Consider the following 22,284-nt stretch of genomic DNA (forward strand, 5'->3'; position numbering starts at 1 on the left):
GTGCTTAACGTATAGTCAATCACATCGCCATTTACCGTTCCGGTTACTACAGCGGTTAACACTGGATTCGCATCTCCGTATACTTTGGTTTTATTATCGGCTACCACACTCACGTTGATCGCTTTTGGTGTTACCGTTAATAGCGCGTCTGTTGTGCTTACCGTATAGTTTGGATTACTGCCTAAAGCCACTGCAATTGGATAGCTTCCTACTGCTGAAGTGGTCGTAGCGGTAGTGCTTAACGTATAGTCAATCACATCGCCATTTACCGTTCCGGTTACCACAGCGGTTAACACTGGGTTCGCGTCTCCGTATACTTTGGTTTTATTATCGGTTACCACACTCACGTTGATCGCTTTTGGCGTTACCGTTAATAGAGCGTCTGTTGTGCTTACCGTATAGTTTGGATTACTGCCTAAAGTCACTGCAATTGGATAGCTTCCTACTGCTGAAGTGGTCGTAGCGGTAGTGCTTAACGTATAGTCAATCACATCGCCATTTACCGTTCCAGTTACCACAGCGGTTAACGCTGGATTTGCGTCTCCGTATACTTTGGTTTTATTATCGGCTACCACACTCACGTTGATCGCTTTTGGCGTTACCGTTAATAGCGCGTCTGTTGTGCTTACGGTGTTACAATTATTTGTTAAAACAACGCGGTAGTTATAACTACTCATCAAAACCGTAGGCTTTGTAATAGTTAAAGTGGATGTTGTTGCATTAGAATAGGTACTATTATTTGAAATATTAGTATATCCTGATCCAGTATTTACTTGCCATTGATATGATGTAACATTATTAGCTACTACTGCAAAACTAGTATCTTCTCCATAAATAATAGTTTTGTTTATGGGCTGTGAAGTTATTGTTATTTTAGGATTAATAGTAACTACTAATGCCTTTAGTGGACTGAAACAAGAATTACTTTTTTCAGAAACATAATAAGTAAATACTCCAGAAACGTTAGTACTAGGTATTAAACTAATTTGAGGAGAGGAAGTTTGTGATTCATAAAAATATAGTGTATTGGAAGGGTCATTAGCTGTTGCAGTTAAGGCTTGAGCAATATCATCTTGACAATATTCAATATTTTTTGTTGTAGGTGTTAAAGGAGTGGCATTGATCGTTAACATTACCGCTTGCCTTGTGGTACTAGAACAAGTCCCATTAGATGATTCAGCGTAATACGTTTTTGTACCTACACCAGTTAATGTTGGTGATGTAACAATTGTACCACCAGTTGAAGCTGTATACCAAGTAATAGTTCCACCACTTGCTATAGCTGTTAAGGTTTGATTTGTTGTACCATCATCACATACTGTTTGATTATTAGCTACTGGAGTTACTGGTGTAGCCAACCGTGTTAGGCTTATAACAGTAAAACTATTAGAAGCTGCTGAAATACATCCGGAAGCGTTAGTTGCTTTAACCGTGTAAGCCGTTCCTATCATACCGCCTGTTATGACTCCTGCTGTACTAACAGTTGGTCCTGCAGGTGAAAAAACATAAGTATTGGCTGCATCGTAATTAGTAAGAGTCATGCTTCCTGCAGCAGAACAAGTCGCTGCTGTTGTGCTCACTACTGGAGTTACTGGTGTAGCCAACTGTATTAGGCTTATAACAGTAAAACTATTAGAAGCTGCTGAAATACATCCGGAAGCGTTAGTTGCTTTAACCGTGTAAGCCGTTCCTATCATACCGCCTGTTATGACTCCTGCTGCACTAACAGTTGGTCCTGCAGGTGAAAAATCATAAGTATTGGCTGCATTGTAATTCGTAAGAGTCATGCTTCCCGCAGCAGAACAAGTCGCTGCTGTTGTGCTAACTACTGGATTTACTGGTGTAGCCAACTGTGTTAGGCTTATAACAGTAAAACTATTAGAAGCTGCTGAAATACATCCGGAAGCGTTAGTTGCTTTAACCGTGTAAGCCGTTCCTATCGCGCCGCCTGTTATGACTCCTGCTGTACTAACAGTTGGTCCTGCAGGTGAAAAAACATAAGTATTGGCTGCATCGTAATTAGTAAGAGTCATGCTTCCTGCAGCAGAACAAGTCGCTGCTGTTGTGCTCACTACTGGAGTTACTGGTGTAGCCAACTGTATTAGGCTTATAACAGTAAAACTATTAGAAGCTGCTGAAATACATCCGGAAGCGTTAGTTGCTTTAACCGTGTAAGCCGTTCCTATCATACCGCCTGTTATGACTCCTGCTGCACTAACAGTTGGTCCTGCAGGTGAAAAATCATAAGTATTGGCTGCATTGTAATTCGTAAGAGTCATGCTTCCCGCAGCAGAACAAGTCGCTGCTGTTGTGCTAACTACTGGATTTACTGGTGTAGCCAACTGTGTTAGGCTTATAACAGTAAAACTATTAGAAGCTGCTGAAATACATCCGGAAGCGTTAGTTGCTTTAACCGTGTAAGCCGTTCCTATCGCGCCGCCTGTTATGACTCCTGCTGTACTAACAGTTGGTCCTGCAGGTGAAAAAACATAAGTATTGGCTGCATCGTAATTAGTAAGAGTCATGCTTCCTGCAGCAGAACAAGTCGCTGCTGTTGTGCTCACTACTGGAGTTACAGGAGCAGTATTAACTATAATTTTTCCAGTAGCATTTACTGATCCACATCCTCCAGATAATGGAATACTATAATTAAATGTTCCAGATGCGGTTGGTGTACCACTAATTGTGATTTTATTACTTGACCAATTTGCAGTAACACCAGCAGGCAATCCAGTTACTGTACCGATTCCTGATGCACCCGTAGTAGTATGTGTAATTGCTGTTAATGCTGAATTAATACATAATGTTGGTGTAGATGAAGCAACTCCTACAGTATTTATAGTAGTAAAATCAATTTTTCCGCTTAAAGTAGCTGCAGTACATGATCCTACATGTCCATTCGTTGTTATTATATAAGTGCCAGCAACTGTTGGAGTACCACTAATGGTTACTGTTTTATTTGTTGTATCAACATTGGAGGTTAGCCCTGAAGGTAAATTTGTCACAACAGCATTAGTAGCGCTACCTGCAAAAGTATATACCGTATTTGTGATTGCTGCTCCTGTACAAATTGTCTGATTTTGCGAACCAGTAGTTAATGTTAGAGTAGAAACTGTATTAACCGTAGCGGCTACAGCTAATCTAGAGTTTGAAGTACAACTATTATTTGTTGCATCAACATAATAAGTAGTGGTTGCAGATAAATTTGGAGTTATGTAATCAGTTCCTTCATAAAGCGAAGTTCCTCCTAGTGCATTTGCATACCAATTAACTTTTCCTGCTGAGGCTGTAGCTTTTAAAGTCAAAATTCCTGGCCCACATCTTTCCGCTCCTGTAGTTGATGCTATTGTTGGTATAGCAGTAACTGTAGCAGTAACAGAAGTTCTAGTTGAAGTACAATTATTATCAGATACTTCTACATAATATATTTTGGTTACAGACAAACTTGGGGTGGTATAAGTAGCTCCTGTAGCTATTGGTGTACCACCAGTTGCAACATCATACCAACTTATTGTACCCGAAGAAGCAGTAGCACTCAATGTAACACTTCCAGCACCGCAAATTGTTCCAGGCGTAACACCATTTATTGTTGGTATTGGATTTATAACAAAATTTGTTGCTGCTCTACATGGGGAATTATTACAACTAGCATAAAAAGTGGCTGTTCCAGCAACATTTGCATTGGGTAATCCTGAACCCAATACACCAATAGGATTAAAAGTAGCACCCGTAAATATTGAAGATCCTCCTGTAGCTGTGGTAAACCATTCAATTTTACTATTATCAGAACATCCACTCGCAATTAAACTTCCTGAACCTCCTACACAAATAGACACACTTTTAGTAACAGGAGCACCAAAAACAGAATTTATAGTAATTGTAGAAGTAGGTAGTGAAGTACATGAATTAGCATTAGTAGTGGTTACCTGATAAGTACCCGCTACTAAACCAGAGAATTGTCCAGTAGAATTAGACACTGCTGTAGCAACTGGAGCTAAACCAGTTAATGTATACGTTATACCCGAACCATTAAGAGGCGCAGTCACTTTTATTGTTCCTGTCGAAGTAGTACAATCCGGTTGTGTAGCAGTTACCGTAGGCGCTCCAGGTAATGCCAAAATATTAACATCATCAATACTAGTAGTAGATCCTTTAAAATTTATACCTGAAACATTCGCTTGACTTCCTCCTTGGTATTTATTTGGATAGGACCCAAAACTATCAGTAAATGCAGTAATTTGTCTGTTTGGATTAGCTGTTGTTCTTGTAGGATCTAAATATATTGCTTGAGCATTAGCATTGTTTACACCTGTAGTAGCAGAACTAGTAATTTTACCTTTCAAGGTTATTGTTACTATTCCATCTTTAGCAATATTAAAATCACCTATTAAAGGTTTGTTTGCAGTGTTAGTATACGACAAAAGACCCGCTGGACCAGTAGCTTCTATAGAATAAACTGCTGTAGCGGATAAAAAATCTATACCTGTTGGAAAAGCGAAGTCTAAGAAAACTTTTGCAGCATTTCCGCTTCCTATATTTTTTATTTGAATTTCATAGGAGACTTCATTATTAACCGAATTACAAACTGATGGAGTTAACGATTTTACTTTGGTCTCCAAAATTGGAAAACAATCTGAATTAATCTGAAGATTTTCAGCTAAATCACCAGCAGGAAAAGTTGCTGAATAACCAACACCTCCATCCATCGCTCCATGAGTACTTGTTGGAGCAGCTCCTTTATTAGTTTTTCCAGCCGAACCCGCACTTACATTGCGTGTAATTGTAGCTCCTGCTGCATTATATCTAATAATTCCGCCTCCGCCTCCGCCTCCGGGACCATGCTCATTACCACCATCATTCTCAGTGTTACCACCGTTACCTCCTTTTGCATCGATTGTAATTGTCGCTGTGCTAGGATTAGAAATATTTAAAAATACACTTCCTCCAGCTCCACCTCCACCTGCACCATCGGGAGCGCTTCCATAAGCACCTGCAGCACCATTGCCACCATTCGCTTGAATTTTACCTGTTCCTATAAGGTTTCCTGCATTTATTAATATGATAGCACCACCAACTCCACCTTTTACACCAGTAGTAGCATTATTGGCGTCACCACCACCACCACCACCACCCATGATGAGTCTATCCAAAGGAGGGGTTGTAAGATAAGATGTAAAACCAGGTCTTCCTCCTCCTGTTTTTGGAGAAACATCACCATTACCACCTTGCCATCCTAAACCACCTAAACCTCCGTAGCCACCGTTACCACCACCACCACCACCGGCATTGTGATCGTTACCTCCACCTCCTGCATTTCCTGGCGCTCCTCTACCAGCAGATCCTCCTGGCATCTCTTGAGAAGTATCTCCTACTTCATTAAATCCATCCCACATGTATCTGGGTGTTCCCGCTATTCCTTCTCCTTTACCTGAAATTGTAGTATTGGTTGTTGCACCAACATAGGTTGTTGAATTATTATTGCCAGAAACTAAAATAGGGCTAAAGCCTCCTCTAAATCCTCTTGCATTACCATCAATAGTAAAACCAGCAAAATTAAAAGTACCCGAAACATTAAATGCAATAACGCCACCTGAACTACCATTAAATGGCGGTGTGGTAATATTTGCGTTTAATGTTAAATTAGAATATTGTGGAACTCTAACAATTTGAAATGTCCTTTTTCCTCTTGTTGCAGTTGGAGGTGCGTTGTAAAAACTATTTTTAACACCACCACCAGTACCAGTACCTTTAAAAGTTAGATTCCCTCCAGTAAGCGGTACGTTATTTGTCGCTATTACATATTCAAAAATACCTGTATTGCCAATATTGGTAAATCCAGTACCTCCAAGACCATCTGTATATGAAGTAGAGGAACCTGAACCATATTGAGCATTATTAGTATAGTTAATTTCTGCGTCTTGCATCTGAATGATCAAAATCAAATCACCAGTTGCAATTGCTAAAGTACCAAAGTTATTTTGATACTTATCTGTTGCTGGCACTGCCCCTACTTGTATGGATTGTGCCCCTGCATTCAAAGTAAGTGTATTACTTAAAACAGGATAATAGGTGTTTACAGCACTAGAAATAGTTATGGGCCCATCTACTCCTGGCGTTCCACAAACTTGAGCATTTGCAGAAGAGAAAGTAAGAAGCCCTACAGTAAATATTAAAAATAAATATTTTACTGATTTATATATATTCAAAAAAGATAATTTCGGAGCGTAGTTTTGATTCATATACTTGATATTCATTAACTATTATAATTTAAATGTTCACCATTAAAGGATGAATCGATATATGTTGAAAAAGTAATATAACTGCAAAAAAGGTTGATGTATTTTAAAGATACAAAAACCAATACACTTATATACGTTAATTTACTTATTTAGGTTTTAATTTTTATTATATATTATTGAAATTTATGAATAAAACAATTTAGAAAAACACAATCAAACTTATTTTTTAATTAAAAAATAATAAAAGTGAAATTTTTATCACAAATAACAAGTTATTATTAAAAACTGTAATGTCATAATTATTAAAACGTTGCAAATGTATATAAAAAACTATTAACAATTTTTGGATATTTGTATCAACAAATGATTATTTTTATAAATTAAAAAAAAGCTGTCTTTGAACGTTTTTATTGGTATTTAATCGAAGTTATTTAGTAATTTAAAAAAAATATTTTTCGTTAAAATATTAATCTTTTAATTTTTTTAAGATTTTAATACAGATAACTAAGATTTTTAGCTCTTTAAAATCATAATTTTAAAACAAATAATAGGTAAGAAAAAAAATATTTAATTAATTTTCAAAAAAAAAGTAAAAATTAGAGCATTATTACTATTAAAAAAGAAATAATAGAGTAAATTCTTATCTAAAAAACGATTTAAAGTATTCTATTGTAATAAAAGAAATAACGACTATTCTATAAAGATAAATCGCAAATTCAATTTTGTTAATGATACTTTTGAAAAAACATTAAACTATTATTTTATATATAATTGAAACACTATCGTTAATTTTCACAACAGCAAACTATTTTAAATATACTTTAAAAGTATAACCGTTTTTAAAATTTAAAAAACACCAATAGATGAGTAACTTGATTAATTAATACCTATAGTAATCAACAACCTATTTCATTAAACATAAATTCAAAACAATTTCGTCAAATAACTTCATTATATGTTTATTAATAGGACAATCTCAATCTATTTTCTATTTATTTTAGCTCTTTTAAATACCAAAACAATGGCTCAATCTACTATTACAATTAAAGATGTATTAGAGGATCATAATTCAATCTGTATTAGCAATACAAATGCTCTTCCTGCAGCAAAAATTTTAAAGAAATATTTAGATAAAAGTTTCAATAACCCTTTTCTAATTAAAGATAATTTTAAAACCAAAAAAGCATCCATTCATCTTATAATAGAACCATTAAAAAGTAAAAAAGAGGAGCCTTCTTTTTATATTAAAAGTGACGAGAAAGACATTTATTTAATCGCCACCAACGAACAACAACTTATTTATGGGGTTTACACTTTACTAGAAGAATGGGGTTTCAGAAAATTTACCGCTACTCATTATTATATACCAAAAACAAATCAATTTATTTATCCCAAAAATTTTAAAAAAACATATCGACCTTCTTTTGAATATCGTGTACTTTATTATCCCGATGCCTTTGATAAAGATTTTAGAGAATGGCATAAATTAGATTGGCATAAAGATGATTTTAGTATTTGGGGACATACATTTAATGAGCTTTTACCATCAAAACTATTTTTTAAAAATAATCCTGAATATTTTGCTTTTTATGAAGGAAAACGAAGAGCTGAGTCAATTTGCATGACAAATGATATGGCTTTGCAAAAAATAATTGCAAAAATAACTCAAATTATTAGCGACAATCCCAATGCAACTTTCCTGTCTGTTAGTCAAAATGATGATACCGTTTTTTGTCAATGCGAAAAGTGTAGCATTTTAAATAAAAAACATGGTGGTCCTCAAGGGTCTCTTTATTTCTTTTTAAATAAAATTGCAAAGCATTTTCCAAAAATAAAAATAGTCACTTTAGCATATCAACACACATTTCAACCGCCAATTAATCTAAAAATAAGTCCAAATATTTACACTTTGGTATGCCCAATTGAATTAAACCGCGCTAAATCAATTTCTAGTGACAATAATAATTTGTCAATTGAAAAAACATTAAATAATTGGAGAAAATTGACGCCAAATTTATACTTATGGGATTATACAGTTCAGTTTTCAAACTATTTGTCTCCTTTTCCAAACATTAATACTTTTTCAGAAAATTATAAGTATTTCAAAAAACAGCATATCAAAGGGTTATTTGTGCAAGGTTACGCAGATGTCCCAGGAGACTTTTCAGAATTAAGACAGTATTTGCTAGCCAAATTATTGTGGAATGCAGAAATAGATATAAAAGCAATCACAGCCGATTTTTTAAAAGGATTTTATGGCAATGCAGCTCCATACGTTCAAGAATACCTGAACCTCTTGGCCATAAATCAAGAACAATCAAAAAAAGCTTTAGACATTTACTCTGGTCCAATTCAAAATAGAAATACATTTTTATCCCCTAAAGCCATGGATGAATATGATTTATTATTAAATGAAGCAACAATATCTGTACAACAGGATTCTATTTTATTTAATAGAATAAAAAAATTGAGGCTTGCATTAGAATTTGTTTATTTCGAACAATCTAAATTTTATGGCACTGATACCCACGGAATGTTCCTTACCAATTCTGAGGGCAAGAAACAATTAAAACCAGGTCTCACCGAAAGAGTACAACAATTTACCACAGTCTGTAATGAATTAGGGATATACGAACTAAGTGAAGACGGAATATCTCCCAATAAATATTATGAAAACTGGTTAGAAATTAGCAAAAACACAACAGTTCATTTGGGAGAAAATTTAAAGGTGAATTTTCTAACTCCACCATTTCCAGACTTTTTAGGAAAAGGATCTGCTTCTCTTGTTGATGGAATAAAAGGGCACACGGATTATAATATGAATTGGGTAGGATGGTATGGTAATAATCCTGAAATAGAAATTATTACCAATAAAATAGCCATTAATCGAATTAAAATTAACTTTTTAGACAATCAGAGAAATTGGATTTTTATTCCAAGAAAAATAACAGTATATGGCTATATTAATAACGAATGGCTTTTTATAAATGAAGTTAAAAATATAGCGTTAAAAGAAAATTTTGAAATAAAATCTAAATCCATTGAAATAATTGATTCAAAATTAAGTGGTTTAGAGCGGATAAAAATTGAAGTAGAAAACCAAACCGAATTACCTTTTTGGAGAACAAGAAAAAACAAAAAACCTATGGTAATGATAGATGAAATTGAACTTTATAATCAATAAAAAAATGTTGGATTTAATGAAATTTCGCAATCTACATTCAGATAAAATCTCAAAAAAAAGACTTTAATTGCATACAGTCAAAAAAAGCAGTTAATCAAATAATTAGCAGACTTTAAAAATGGATATAACCTCTAAATTCAGATAATTTTATTGATTTTGAGCATTACTTTCAAAAACACTATCTTTGCAAAAAATTTAAGCAAATGACTACTTTTGAGCAATTCAATCTTCCTAAATCTGTACAAAAATCAATCGATGATTTAGGATTTACAACTCCTACTCCTATTCAGGAAAAAACTTTTTCTGTGATTATGTCCGGAAGAGATATGATGGGAATCGCTCAAACGGGTACTGGTAAAACATTCGCTTACCTATTACCACTATTAAAACTATATAAATTTACGCCTGGACACACTCCAAAAATAGTAATTCTAGTCCCTACACGTGAACTTGTAGTTCAAGTAGTTGAAGAAGTAGAGAAATTGACAAAATACATGTCTGTTCGAACTATTGGAATTTTTGGTGGTGTAAATATTAACACTCAAAAAACGACAGTTTATACTGGTTGCGATATCCTTGTAGGTACACCAGGAAGAATCATGGATTTAACTTTGGATAATGTAATCCGTTTTGAAGAAATGCAAAAATTAGTAATCGACGAATTTGACGAAATGCTTAATTTAGGTTTCCGAACGCAACTGACTTCGATTTTGGCTATGATGCCAAAAAAACGTCAAAACATACTTTTTTCGGCAACCATGACAGATGAAGTAGATGCCATTTTGAATGATTATTTTGATTACCCAGAAGAAGTGACACTTTCCGCATCGGGAACACCGCTAGAAAACATCAAACAAATCACCTACCAAGCTCCCAATTTTAATACTAAAATAAATCTTTTAAAACATATTTTACACAACAACGAAGACATGAGTCGTGTTTTAGTGTTTGTAAATAATAAAAAAATTGCCGATTTAGTTCAAGAACGAATAGAAGAGGAATTTGAAGATCAATTTGGAGTGATACACTCTAATAAATCACAAAATTATCGTTTGAGTACGATGGCTTCCTTCCAAGAAGGTAATTTACGTGGTTTGATTACTACTGATATTATGGCAAGAGGTTTGGATATTTCTAATATTACTCATGTTATCAATTTTGAAATGCCCGAACTACCTGAATTGTATATGCACAGAATAGGTAGAACTGGTCGTGCCGATGCTAAAGGAACTGCAATAAGTTTTATAGCGCCGCGTGAAGAAGAATATAAAGTAGAGATTGAAGTTTTAATGAATATGGAATTAACTATTGAAGAGTTTCCTGAAACAGTGGAGATTTCAACAAAGTTAATCGAACCTGAAAAAGACCGACAACCGATTAAGTTTTTGATGAAAAAGAAAAAACTGGAAGGTGATGGTGCATTTCAAGAAAAAAGTAAAAAGAATAAGAAAGTGAATCTTGGCGGACCAGGTGTAACTAAGAAAAAAACACATGGCTCTGTTAATAGAAACATGCTAAAAACGAGAGATAAGAAAAGAAAAGATAAAAATAAATAAAATCATTCTTAGTTTTAAATTATTACAGGCAAAAATGGAAATCATTTTTGCCTATTTTTTTATAATATTAGTACTAAATAATGACATATACTATCCTGTTTTATTTATAAAAAAAAGCAATTTAGTAAGACTATAAATATTCAAACAACTTCATCTAAAACTATAAAGTAATTTGTATTTTTGGCTAATGAAATTCAGTTCACTGAATTGAATTGAAAAACAAATGAGGCAAACACAACGTAAGAATGCATTTTAAACATCCCGAAATTTTATACTTTCTGTTCGCGTTAATTGTTCCTATTTTGGTGCATTTATTTCAACTGCGTCGATTTAAAAAAGAATATTTCACAAATGTTCGCTTCTTAAAAGCACTTTCTATACAAACTAGAAAAAGTTCTAAAATTAAAAAATGGTTACTTCTAGCCTGTCGCTTATTAGTACTTACTTTCGTTATAATTGCTTTTGCACAACCATTTTACGAATCAAAAGACAGCAAAAATGCAAATAATGAATTATATATCATTTTAGACAATTCTTTTAGCATGCAAGCCAAAGGGAAGAAAGGCGAATTACTAAAAAGAGCGGTACAAGAATTATTAGAAGAAACACCTGAAAACGTCAATTTCTCTTTACTTACTGCTTCAGAAAATTTTTGGAATACCGATATTAAATCGATTCGCAATTCTTTACAAAATTTGAAATATAGTGCAACTCCATTTGAATTGGATAATATAATGGCAAAATTAAAAGCACATAAATCAGCTTTTAAAAAGGATATTGTAATCATCACAGACGGTATTGGAATTGATAAAAAGAACCTTAAAAATATAGATTTAGACAACAATATACATTTCATAATCCCTAAAGCGGTTCTAAAAAACAATATTGCTATTGACAGCGTTTACATCCATAAAACAGTAGATCAATTCTATGAAATTGGTATTCAATTATCTACCTATGGTGATAAATTTGATCCTACCCCTATTTCCTTATACAACAATAAAACCCTAATTGCTAAAACTACTGTAACATTAGACAGCCCGAAAAAAACTATAAATTTTACCATTCCAAAACAGGCTTTTCATGGCTATGTTTCTATTAGTGACAAGGGTTTATCATATGATAATATTTTATATTTCAGCATTATGAAAGCTAAAAAAACGAATGTAATCAGCATCGGAGAAGCTGTGAAAAACAATTTCCTATCTCGAATTTATACTGCTGAAGAATTCAATTTCATCAGCACTACTTTAAGCGCATTAGATTACAATAAACTAGAGGAACAAGATGCTATCGTTCTAAATGAACTCGATGAAATCCCACAAGCATTAATCACTACACTGAAATCTTTTGTAGAAAAAGGAGGAAACTTAATCGTTATTCCTTCTGCTTCCTGTTCTATTTCTAATTTAAATTTATTGGCAACCAATTTTGGCAATCTAAAATTTAATGCTTTAGAAAACACAGAAAAACAGATTACTAAAATCAATTTTAATCATCCAATATACAATAGTGTATTTGAAAAAAAAGTAGCTAATTTTCAATATCCAAAAACAAAAAAGACTTTTAATTTATCAAGTTCGTACCCTGCTGCGTTGTCGTATGAAGACCAAAGCATTTTTCTAACTTCAACTAATAATCCCATTGGAAAAGTAGCTGTTTTTGCCGCACCTATTTCTATTGAAAACTCTAATTTTCAGCAATCACCACTTATTGTACCTACTTTTTACAAGATGGCAATGTACAACCATAATAATGGCATTACTGCATTAACAATAGGAAATAACAATCCACATATAACAGAGACTATCTTAAATAAAGATGCTATTTTAACCGTAAAAGGGGTTGAAGAACAGTTTATTCCAACGCAACAAATACTTAATAATAAAGTCAAAATGAGTTTTGGAGACTATCCAGAACAAGCAGGGAATTTTGCTGTATTTAATAAAAAAGAATGGGTAGAAAATATCAGTTTTAACTATGGTAGAACAGAAAGTGATTTGACTCCAGCTACTGAAAATATTTTATCAGAATACAAAAATTTCGAATCTATAAAATCACTTTTTAACACTTTACAAACTGATCGCACAGACAATCAAATCTGGAAATGGTTTGTTATCTTTGCATTGTTATTTCTATTTACAGAAATGGCTATTATAAGATTCGTAAAATAGAAAACCAAGCTCAAATAATTAAAATACAACTATGAAATTAATCATCAGAGACGCCAAAATTATCGATTCAAAAAGTCCTTTTCACAATAAGACTGTAGATATTTTAATTGTTGATGGTTTTATACAGATAATAGGAACCTCTATTCCGAATTTAGAACAACTAGAAGAGTTGAAATTAGATAATCTGCACGTTTCACAAGGTTGGTTTGACAGTAGTGTTTCACTAGGAGAACCAGGTTACGAAGATCGAGAAACGATTTCTAATGGACTTCAAGTTGCGGCTAAAAGTGGTTTTACCGCAATTGCTTTGCAACCCAACTCCTTCCCTATTATTGACAATCAATCCCAAGTTAATTTTGTAAAAAATAAAGCAACTGGATTTGCTACCCAACTTTATCCTATTGGTGCTTTAACAAAAGAAAGTGCAGGAAAAGATATGGCAGAGTTGTATGATATGCAAAAAGCGGGAGCAATCGCTTTTGGTGATTACAATAAAAGTTTAAGTAATGCTAACTTGTTAAAAATTGCATTGCAATATGTGCAAGATTTTGATGGCTTGACTATCGCTTTTTCTCAAGATGAAAATATCAAAGGTAATGGAGTAGCTAATGAAGGAATTGTTTCTACTCGTTTAGGCCTAAAAGGAATTCCAAATCTAGCCGAAGAATTACAAATAGCAAGAAATTTATTTTTACTGGAATATACTGGAGGAAAATTACACATCCCAACAGTTTCTACAAAAAAATCGGTTGAATTAATTAAAGAAGCAAAGAAAAATGGGCTAAAAGTAAGCTGTAGTGTTGCAGTACACCATTTAGTTTTGACTGACGAAAAACTTGAAGAATTCGATACGAGATACAAAGTTTCACCACCATTGCGAACAGAAACGGATAGAATAGCTTTGTTGAAAGGACTAACTGAGGGTACAATTGATATGATTACATCAGATCATAATCCGATCGACATTGAGCATAAAAAAATGGAATTTGATGGGGCAAAAAGTGGAACAATTGGTTTAGAAAGTGCTTTCGGCGCATTGATGACTGTTTTACCTTTAGAAATTGTAATTGAAAAATTAACTGCTGGAAAAGAAACTTTTGGAATCGAAATACAAACTATCAATGAAGGATCATCAGCAAATCTCACTTTATTTAACCCAGAAATAGAAAGTATTTTCACAAAATCATCCATTCTTTCTAAATCTAAGAATTCTGCTTTTTTAGGTATCCCAATAAAAGGAAAAGTTTACGGAATTCTAAACCAACAAAAATTAATTTTAGCATAAAATAATGAACAATACTACAGAAACAGGAAAAACAGCAGCAATAACAAGCTATATTTTAGGAATTGGTGTTTTTATAGCGATGTCAATGAATTCTGAAGATAAGAATGCATTTGCTTCTTTTCATATTCGTCAAGGTTTGGGATTAACATTAACTTTTATTTCATTGGGACTAATCATCAGTAATTTTGATAGCTTAATGATTTCTGCTCCTATGTGGATATTTGTTTTAGTACTTTGGTCTTATGGCATCACGAGTGCTATAAAAGGCGAAACAAAACCCGTTCCTTTGCTAGGAACCTATTTCCAAAAATGGCTATCAAACATATCATAAATTTAAATTTCAAAGCACACAATCTTTGTCAAATCAATATATAAAAATGAGTTTATCTTTAGAATTTAAAATACGTGAACCCAAAGTAAAACTAGATAAAAATCCACTTTTACTTTTACTTCATGGATATGGTAGTAATGAAGCCGATTTATTCTGTTTTGCAGAAGAGCTTCCTGAAAATTATTATATCATTTCAGCACGTGCCCCTTATGACATGCAATATGGAAGCTATGCTTGGTATGCCATCAATTTTGATGCAGATCAAAATAAGTTTTCAGACAATGATCAGGCTAAGGAATCAAGAGATTTGATTGCAAAATTCATAGATGAATTAATTCAGATTTACCCAATCGATGCGCAAAATGTGTCGTTAATTGGTTTTAGCCAAGGATCTATTTTAAGCTATGCTGTAGCGCTTTCTTATCCAGAAAAAGTGCAGAAAGTTGTGGCTATGAGTGGATATTTAAATTTAGATATTGTAGCAGAAGATTACCTTAAAAATAATTTTAGTAATTTAAAAATATTTGCCTCTCATGGAACTGTAGATCAAGTAATTCCAATTGATTGGGCAAGAAAAACGCCAGCAATACTAGAGAATTTAGGAATTGAAGTTACCTACAAAGAATATCCGATTGGTCACGGAGTGGCACCACAAAATTTCTATGATTTCAAAAACTGGCTTTTAGAGCAGCAATAAATAATCTTAAATTTGCAGTTTTCAGAAGCTATTTCTGAAAACTGCCTTAAGTGATAATTACTTTTGTTTTTGATACAACAAAGACTGATTTACTTCAAAAGAAATACTTTCATCATTATTCACGAAATATTTCAATAAAACTTCACCCCAAATATCACCATCACTAAAATCAGCAATTATCCATCTGTGGTTTAATATTTTGACTTTATTGATAATAAATTTATTCGCTCCAATTTGATCTTGACCTGTATAAGGATTCCCTTTTGGATTGGCATTAAAATCTAATAATTGCTCGGTAACAACAGGAATTAATTTTTCATATGCAATAGTTTTATTAGAACTACCAGAGTCAAAATAATTTTGTGCATTTTCATTATTTTCTAATGAGAAGTAATTTGCATCCGCCAACTTAGTAGTCAAAAGATTAATACTGTCTCTCAGCTTTGCAGTAGTTTTTTTATATCTATCTTGTTCATATTTCACTTCTTTACTTAAAAACATATAAGTAAAAAGAGCTGTTAGAACACCAAGAATCGTTAGATAGAGAAATAATGATTTTTTCATTTTTTGAATTGGATTATAATTTGATTTCTAAATTATCATAAGCAAGGAAAACATTTTCTGGAAGACTTTTTTGCACGGCTTCATGAAATCCCATAACATGACTAATATGCGTAAGATAAGCCTTCTCTGGCTGGACCAAAGTTATAAAATCTAAGGCTTCTTTCAAATTGAAATGCGTATCATGAGGCTCTTCACGTAAAGCATTTATAACGAGTACTTTTAGATTTTTTAATTTTAAAATTTCGCTCTCTTTAATCGTTTTCACGTCTGTCAAATAAGCGAAATCATCAATTCTATAACCAAAAACCTGAAGATTTCCGTGCATTACATTAACGGGAATTGCAGTTTTATTTCCTATAGAAAAAGTTTGATTATTAATAACTTCATTTGTCGCTATCGATGGCGCTCCGGGATATTTATTAACCGTTTCAAACACATACGAAAATCGACTTTTTAGGTTAGTAATAACTCTTTGGTTTGCATAAATAGGTATTTCGCCTTGTTTAAAATTAAAAGGACGAATATCATCAATTCCTGCGGTATGATCAGAGTGCTCGTGAGTAAATAAAATTCCGTCTACTTTACTACAATTAGAAGAAAGCATTTGTTGCCTAAAATCTGGTCCGCAATCTATGATATAAGAGAAATTATCCCAAGAAATCCAAATGGATACTCTTAGCCTTTTATCTTTAAAATCTTTGCTTTTACATACGGGATGGTCGCTGCCAATAACAGGAATACCTTGTGAGGTGCCGGTTCCTAAAAAATATACCTTCAAACTTCTTGATTTTATTTACAAAAATAGGATTAATTCTCTTTCATTAGAATGCTATTTCATTAACTTTGCAACATATTAGCCATATTAAAATAAAATGGACACAGAAATAAAATTAAAAGGTGATCGAATCATCGAACAAATACCTTCAGTAAACGATAAAGCCCTACGTATCAACCTGAATGAAAATATTTACGGAACTTTTGCAGAAATCGGAGCTGGTCAAGAAACCGTAAGACACTTTTTTAGATCTGGAGGTTCGTCTAGAACTATTGCAAAGGCAATGTCTGCCTACGATAAAGATTTTAGTGATGCCGTTTACGGAATAGAGGAAGATGGTCGTTATGTAACTGAAAGCCGCCTTAAAAAAATGCTTTCTCATGAAGTAAATCTAATTGAAAAACGTTTAAGTAGAGAAAAGCACCCCAACAAAATGTTTTTCAGTTATGCTAATACAGTTGCTACTATTGATTTTGCAAAACAATTCAAAGGACATGGTTGGGTTGGTATTAGCTATCAAATTGAGCCAGACGAAGATTACAACGAAATTATATTGCACATTCGATTTAAGGAAACAGATGTACGTTTGCAACAAGAAACACTTGGTATTCTTGGTGTAAACTTGATATATGGTGCTTATTACAAATACAACGATCCAAAACGTTTGTTGCGTTACTTATACGATCATTTAGACAAAGACCAATTAGAAATAGACACTATCAATTTCTCTGGTCCTCGTTTTGCAGATGTAGACAATCGTTTGATGAGTTTACAGTTGGTAAAAAACGGAATGACTGATGCCGTTATGTTTAATCCTGATGGCATTAATGTTTTGCCTGCTGCTATTTTATACAAAAAAAACATACTCGCTTTTAGAGGTAGTTTCCGTCCGGTTACAAAAGTAAACATGGACATGTATGAGAAATCACTAAAAATGTTTTTGAACGAGAATAAAGTAGAAAAAGAAAATACCTTGGTAGTTTTTGAAATTACACTTTCTAATCTTCGTTCTGATGGTGAAATTGACGAAAGAGATTTTATGGATCGTGCAGAATTACTTTGTTCTCTAGGACAAACCGTAATGATTTCTAATTTTCAAGAATACTACAAGGTTGTAGAATATTTCTCTAATTACACAAAAGCAAGAATGGGATTGGCGATGGGTGTAAACAACTTAATTGACATCTTTGATGAGAAATATTACCGTCATTTGAGCGGTGGAATTTTAGAAGCTTTTGGAAAATTATTTTACCGTGATATGAAAGTCTTTTTGTATCCAATGATTGATGAAAATGGTGAAATTATTAATTCTGAAAACTTAAAAGTACATCCTAGAATGAAAGAATTATACAAATTCTTTAAATTCAATGGCAAAGTGGTTGACATAAATGATTACGATGCAAGCATCCTTGATGTTTTCTCCCGTGAAGTTTTGAATATGATAAATAATGGCAAACCAGGTTGGGAAACTATGCTTCCTAGCGGTATTGCTGAGATAATAAAAGAACATCAACTTTTTGGATATGATCCAAATAAAGTTCTTAAAGAAATTAGTTAATTAATAAAATTTGAAATCCTTGATTTGTTTAACAATTAAGGATTTTTTTTATGGTATCATCACATTATTAAATAGCAAATGAAAGAAAAAAATTTAAAAATACTAAAAACAATATTCTTAAGTGGTCTATTATATGCGATTCTACAAGCTGCATTTGATCTTTATGATTTAAATGAATTTAATTGGGTGAAATTCTTAATAAATTCTATCTTTTTTACGTTTTTTATGGGTCTGATGTTGCGTAAAAATTTTGTGAAAAATTATATCCTAACGGGAAATTTTTGCTAAAAGCTTAATTTAATTTCAAACAAAGTTTAGAGAAAATAATTTCACTCGAAACTAAAGTTATTATTACCAAAAATATATACCGTGAATTATGCTTTAAAGTATATGTAGCACAATTAGTGTGTTAATAATGATCGCCCTTTTAATATTCTTTTAATTTCGAATAAAATAACTTCAATCTAAATTTTACAACTCTTCAATACAGAAGACAATCATAAAAATCAACTAATCAAATGAAAAAAAATATAATTTTAACCATCGCTTTTAGTACAATAATTTTAGCAGCTTGTCAAAGCAAACAAAAAACAGATTCTTCACTAATTCAAGAACCTTTAAAAGAAGAAATGAGTTCCGATTTAAATTCAAATTCTATTGATTATCAAATCGCCGAAAATTATTTTGTGAAAAATAATGCAGGTAAACTAGAGCATCCAAAAATTGAAACTTTAGAAAAATTCAACTCTATTTTTGGTATGGCAACAACTATGGGCAAAAATGGTAAGCCAACCACAATTGATTTCTCTAAACAAGATGTAATCGCTCTTGTTTTGCCAGAGACTAATTTAGAAACTTCATTAAAAATAGTTAGCTTAGAACGTGATTCAACAGCAGGAATAACATTAAAATTTAAAAAAATTGAAGGCAAAAAACAAACTTTTACAACCATTCCTAATTTTGCAATTATAGTAGATAAAACAGATGATGCAAATGTAAATTTGCTACAAATAAATTAGTAACACTACCTATAACAGATTATAGAAGATAAAGTAATTGACTTTTAGAAACAAACTAGAATTTTATTTTTTAAAACTTAAGCGTAAAATTCTACAAATTTTTAAAACATTTAAAACAATAAAAAATCATACTTTTAGCTTAAAAACAACCTATTAGAAATTAGAATTTTGAAACTCATTTAAATCAAATCTCCATTATCATAGCCATTTGCTGTTCTAATTTCTTAATTTAAGAAAAGCTTGTATTTATATAAAATATAATTTTACATTTTTCAACAAAAAATATACATTTGATTACCTTTACACACTTAAAATAGGAACTATGTCTGTCGCAAAAAAAGATTATAAAAGAATTACCACGAAGTCACTCATTGAAATGAAGGCTAATGGAGAAAAAATATCTATGCTAACTGCATACGATTTTACCATGGCAAAAATCGTCGATTCTGCAGGGATTGATGTGATTCTTGTAGGCGATTCGGCTTCAAATGTTATGGCTGGACATGAAACGACATTGCCTATCACTTTAGACCAAATGATTTATCATGCTTCTTCGGTAGTTAGAGCTACAGAGAGAGCATTGGTTGTTGTAGATTTACCTTTTGGAAGTTACCAATCAGATCCTAAAGAAGCATTGCGCTCCTCAATTAGGATTATGAAAGAAAGCGGTGGACATGCTGTAAAGTTGGAAGGTGGAAAAGAAATTAAAGAATCGATTAAAAAAATATTGAATGCAGGAATTCCAGTAATGGGACATTTGGGTTTAACACCACAATCTATCTATAAATTTGGTACTTATACTGTTCGTGCAAAAGAAGAGGAAGAAGCAGATAAACTTTTGGAAGATGCTCAATTATTAGAAAAATTAGGTTGTTTTGCATTAGTATTAGAAAAAATTCCAGCACATTTAGCTGAAAAAGTGGCCAAAAGTATATCGATACCGGTAATAGGAATTGGCGCTGGTGGCGGTGTAGATGGTCAAGTATTAGTTATTCACGACATGTTAGGAATGAATAATGAATTTAGCCCTCGTTTTTTAAGAAGATATATGAATTTATATGACGGAATGACAACCGCTATCGGGCAATATGTTGCCGATGTAAAATCGAGTGATTTCCCTAACGCTAACGAGCAATATTAAAATACCTCTATAAGAGTTAAAATCTTTTTAATAATGTAATTTTATAAAAACTGAATTAAACATCGTCTAATTCAGTTTTTATATTTAGGCAACTATCTACAATAAATAAAAATCAAATAATTTTCGCTTCTGTAATAGTTTTTCATGCAGAAAGAACCGCTGAAATTTACAAAAAACTAGAAGCATTAATAAAGATTTAAATTTAACAAACCGATCTAAAAAAGCCCAAAATCTAAAAATACATGAAAATCATATCAAATAAATCAAATCTCCAGATCCTTCACGAAGACAATCACCTTATAGTTATAAATAAACGTGTTGGTGATATCGTACAAGGCGATAAAACAGGAGACAAGCCATTATCTGATGTGGTTAAGGAATATATTAAAGATAAATATAATAAACCGGGAGAAGTTTTTTTAGGTGTTGTACATCGTTTAGATCGTCCTACATCAGGTATAATTGTCTTTGCCCGCACGAGTAAAGCACTAACAAGGATGAACGAATTATTTAGTAATCGAGAAACTCAAAAAACCTATTGGTGCATTGTCAAAAACAAACCTTTGATCGCTGAAGATAAATTGACTCATTATTTAAAAAGAAATGAAAAAAATAATAGTTCAAAAGCACATTTAAAAGAAGTTCCTGATAGTAAATTAGCTATTTTAGATTATAAAATCATAAAGGAACTCACTAATTATTTTGCCTTAGAAATTAATCTACATACGGGAAGACATCATCAAATACGGGCACAACTTTCTGCAATAGGTTCTCCAATAAAAGGGGATTTAAAATATGGTTTTGATAGAAGTAATCCTGATGGTGGTATTCATCTACACGCTCGAAAATTAGTATTTATTCATCCAGTAACTAAAGAAAATACAATTATCATTGCTCCCACTCCAGATGAAGTACTTTGGAAAGCATTATAATTTTAAAAAAATGAACTTAAACTTCAACTTACTACTATTATAAAATTGATGTTTAAAAGTTTAAATTTAAAAATGGATTCTGGGATGATTTACCCAAAATCTAACATCCAAAAATGTATATTTGAAAGTTAAAAATTTCAATAGTAAAAATATGCAAATTGTCTTCGCCTCCAGCAACAAAAATAAAATTATAGAAATTCAAAGTATGCTTCCCGAAAGCATTCAAATTCTTAGTCTAGAAGACATTGGTTGCCTAGAAGAAATACCAGAAACCGCAGATACCATTATGGGGAATGCTATCCTGAAGGCGGATTATGTAACAAAAAAATATGGGTATGATTGTTTTGCTGATGATACAGGACTTGAAGTTTCCGCTTTAAATGGGGAACCAGGTGTTTACTCTGCAAGATATTCCGGAGAGCAGCGGAGTTCTGAAGATAATATGAATAAATTATTAGACAATTTATCGGATAAAAATAATAGAAAAGCACAATTTAAAACCGTAATTGCACTAAACATAAACGGTAAACAACAATTATTTACAGGTATAGCAGAAGGAGAAATCACTTTAGAAAAAACTGGAAACAAAGGTTTTGGATACGACCCTATCTTTCGCCCATTGGGATATACAGAAACTTTTGCAGAATTATCTTTAGAGATAAAAAATGAAATCAGTCACAGAGGAAAAGCAACCCAAGATTTGATTAAATTTTTAATAGGAATCAAATAAGTAGGCAAAAAATAGGTTTTTTACAACATAATATCCTATTCAAAGCATGAATTTCACTTAAATTTGAGTAAATAAAAAATACCAATTCTTAAATAAAAT

Annotated in this window: 14 protein-coding genes; 11 read left to right on the forward strand and 3 right to left on the reverse strand. The window is 32.4% G+C overall.

Annotation, left to right across the window (positions count from 1 at the left end; all coding sequences use genetic code 11):
* Nucleotides 1–6,254, reverse strand: a 6,254-nt coding sequence (locus tag MW871_RS14215; protein ID WP_282454611.1) for an Ig-like domain-containing protein, incomplete at its 3' end; no start/stop codon positions are given.
* 1,006 nt (nt 6,255–7,260) lie between these two features.
* Here MW871_RS14215 and MW871_RS14220 point away from each other — a divergent pair.
* The 6 genes from MW871_RS14220 (at nt 7,261) to MW871_RS14245 (ending at nt 15,466) form a co-directional block, all read left to right on the forward strand.
* The gene (locus MW871_RS14220) at nt 7,261–9,423 is read left to right on the forward strand and encodes a DUF4838 domain-containing protein (protein WP_248429118.1); all 2,163 of its coding nucleotides are present in this window, start codon (nt 7,261–7,263) and stop codon (nt 9,421–9,423) included.
* 203 nt (nt 9,424–9,626) lie between these two features.
* Nucleotides 9,627–10,979 carry a DEAD/DEAH box helicase gene (locus MW871_RS14225; protein WP_210646918.1) on the forward strand — a complete coding sequence of 451 codons (1,353 nt, stop codon included), beginning with the start codon at nt 9,627–9,629 and terminating at the stop codon, nt 10,977–10,979.
* A gap of 245 nt (nt 10,980–11,224) precedes the next feature.
* Nucleotides 11,225–13,153 (forward strand): BatA domain-containing protein, encoded by a 1,929-nt coding sequence (locus tag MW871_RS14230; protein WP_248429119.1) that lies wholly within the window; start codon nt 11,225–11,227, stop codon nt 13,151–13,153.
* 31 nt (nt 13,154–13,184) lie between these two features.
* Nucleotides 13,185–14,438, forward strand: a complete 1,254-nt coding sequence (locus MW871_RS14235; protein WP_248429120.1) for a dihydroorotase — start codon at nt 13,185–13,187, stop codon at nt 14,436–14,438.
* A gap of 4 nt (nt 14,439–14,442) precedes the next feature.
* Nucleotides 14,443–14,769 carry a hypothetical protein gene (locus MW871_RS14240; protein WP_210646915.1) on the forward strand — a complete coding sequence of 109 codons (327 nt, stop codon included), beginning with the start codon at nt 14,443–14,445 and terminating at the stop codon, nt 14,767–14,769.
* 46 nt (nt 14,770–14,815) lie between these two features.
* Nucleotides 14,816–15,466 (forward strand): alpha/beta hydrolase, encoded by a 651-nt coding sequence (locus MW871_RS14245; RefSeq protein ID WP_248429121.1) that lies wholly within the window; start codon nt 14,816–14,818, stop codon nt 15,464–15,466.
* A 57-nt stretch (nt 15,467–15,523) separates the two neighbouring features.
* Here MW871_RS14245 and MW871_RS14250 read toward each other — a convergent pair whose 3' ends face one another.
* Both MW871_RS14250 and MW871_RS14255 read right to left on the reverse strand, forming a co-directional pair.
* The gene (locus tag MW871_RS14250) at nt 15,524–16,030 is read right to left on the reverse strand and encodes a hypothetical protein (RefSeq protein ID WP_248429122.1); all 507 of its coding nucleotides are present in this window, start codon (nt 16,028–16,030) and stop codon (nt 15,524–15,526) included.
* A gap of 13 nt (nt 16,031–16,043) precedes the next feature.
* Entirely contained in the window at nt 16,044–16,808 is a 765-nt protein-coding gene (locus tag MW871_RS14255) for an MBL fold metallo-hydrolase (protein ID WP_248429123.1), read from the reverse strand.
* Between the two features lie 94 nt (nt 16,809–16,902).
* Between MW871_RS14255 and MW871_RS14260 the strand changes: the two genes are divergently transcribed.
* The 5 genes from MW871_RS14260 (at nt 16,903) to MW871_RS14280 (ending at nt 22,185) form a co-directional block, all read left to right on the forward strand.
* A complete protein-coding gene (locus MW871_RS14260) occupies nt 16,903–18,363 on the forward strand; it encodes a TonB-dependent receptor (protein WP_188051650.1) in 1,461 nt (486 codons plus the stop codon).
* Nucleotides 18,364–18,881: 518 nt separating this feature from the next.
* Nucleotides 18,882–19,382, forward strand: coding sequence for a hypothetical protein (locus MW871_RS14265; protein ID WP_210646912.1), 501 nt, complete (start codon nt 18,882–18,884; stop codon nt 19,380–19,382).
* Between the two features lie 322 nt (nt 19,383–19,704).
* Complete coding sequence (gene panB, locus MW871_RS14270; RefSeq protein WP_188051653.1) at nt 19,705–20,523, forward strand: 3-methyl-2-oxobutanoate hydroxymethyltransferase; 819 nt, start codon at nt 19,705–19,707, stop codon at nt 20,521–20,523.
* Nucleotides 20,524–20,765: 242 nt separating this feature from the next.
* Nucleotides 20,766–21,455: an RluA family pseudouridine synthase gene (locus MW871_RS14275; RefSeq protein ID WP_210646911.1), complete on the forward strand. Its 690-nt coding sequence runs from the start codon at nt 20,766–20,768 to the stop codon at nt 21,453–21,455.
* 151 nt (nt 21,456–21,606) lie between these two features.
* Nucleotides 21,607–22,185, forward strand: a complete 579-nt coding sequence (locus MW871_RS14280) for a non-canonical purine NTP diphosphatase (RefSeq protein ID WP_248429124.1) — start codon at nt 21,607–21,609, stop codon at nt 22,183–22,185.
* Nucleotides 22,186–22,284 lie beyond the last annotated feature (99 nt).

The organism is Flavobacterium pygoscelis, assembly GCF_023162025.1.
Lineage (GTDB): Bacteria > Bacteroidota > Bacteroidia > Flavobacteriales > Flavobacteriaceae > Flavobacterium > Flavobacterium pygoscelis.

What these genes read in the sequence shown, in the direction of transcription:
- panB (WP_188051653.1), top strand. Translation starts at nt 19,705, where the DNA reads ATGTCTGTCGCAAAAAAAGATTATAAAAGAATTACCACGAAGTCACTC.
- MW871_RS14260 (WP_188051650.1), top strand. Translation starts at nt 16,903, where the DNA reads ATGGACACAGAAATAAAATTAAAAGGTGATCGAATCATCGAACAAATA.
- MW871_RS14250 (WP_248429122.1), bottom strand. Translation starts at nt 16,030, where the DNA reads ATGAAAAAATCATTATTTCTCTATCTAACGATTCTTGGTGTTCTAACA.
- MW871_RS14220 (WP_248429118.1), top strand. Translation starts at nt 7,261, where the DNA reads ATGGCTCAATCTACTATTACAATTAAAGATGTATTAGAGGATCATAAT.
- MW871_RS14225 (WP_210646918.1), top strand. Translation starts at nt 9,627, where the DNA reads ATGACTACTTTTGAGCAATTCAATCTTCCTAAATCTGTACAAAAATCA.
- MW871_RS14275 (WP_210646911.1), top strand. Translation starts at nt 20,766, where the DNA reads ATGAAAATCATATCAAATAAATCAAATCTCCAGATCCTTCACGAAGAC.
- MW871_RS14230 (WP_248429119.1), top strand. Translation starts at nt 11,225, where the DNA reads ATGCATTTTAAACATCCCGAAATTTTATACTTTCTGTTCGCGTTAATT.
- MW871_RS14245 (WP_248429121.1), top strand. Translation starts at nt 14,816, where the DNA reads ATGAGTTTATCTTTAGAATTTAAAATACGTGAACCCAAAGTAAAACTA.
- MW871_RS14235 (WP_248429120.1), top strand. Translation starts at nt 13,185, where the DNA reads ATGAAATTAATCATCAGAGACGCCAAAATTATCGATTCAAAAAGTCCT.
- MW871_RS14240 (WP_210646915.1), top strand. Translation starts at nt 14,443, where the DNA reads ATGAACAATACTACAGAAACAGGAAAAACAGCAGCAATAACAAGCTAT.
- MW871_RS14280 (WP_248429124.1), top strand. Translation starts at nt 21,607, where the DNA reads ATGCAAATTGTCTTCGCCTCCAGCAACAAAAATAAAATTATAGAAATT.
- MW871_RS14265 (WP_210646912.1), top strand. Translation starts at nt 18,882, where the DNA reads ATGAAAAAAAATATAATTTTAACCATCGCTTTTAGTACAATAATTTTA.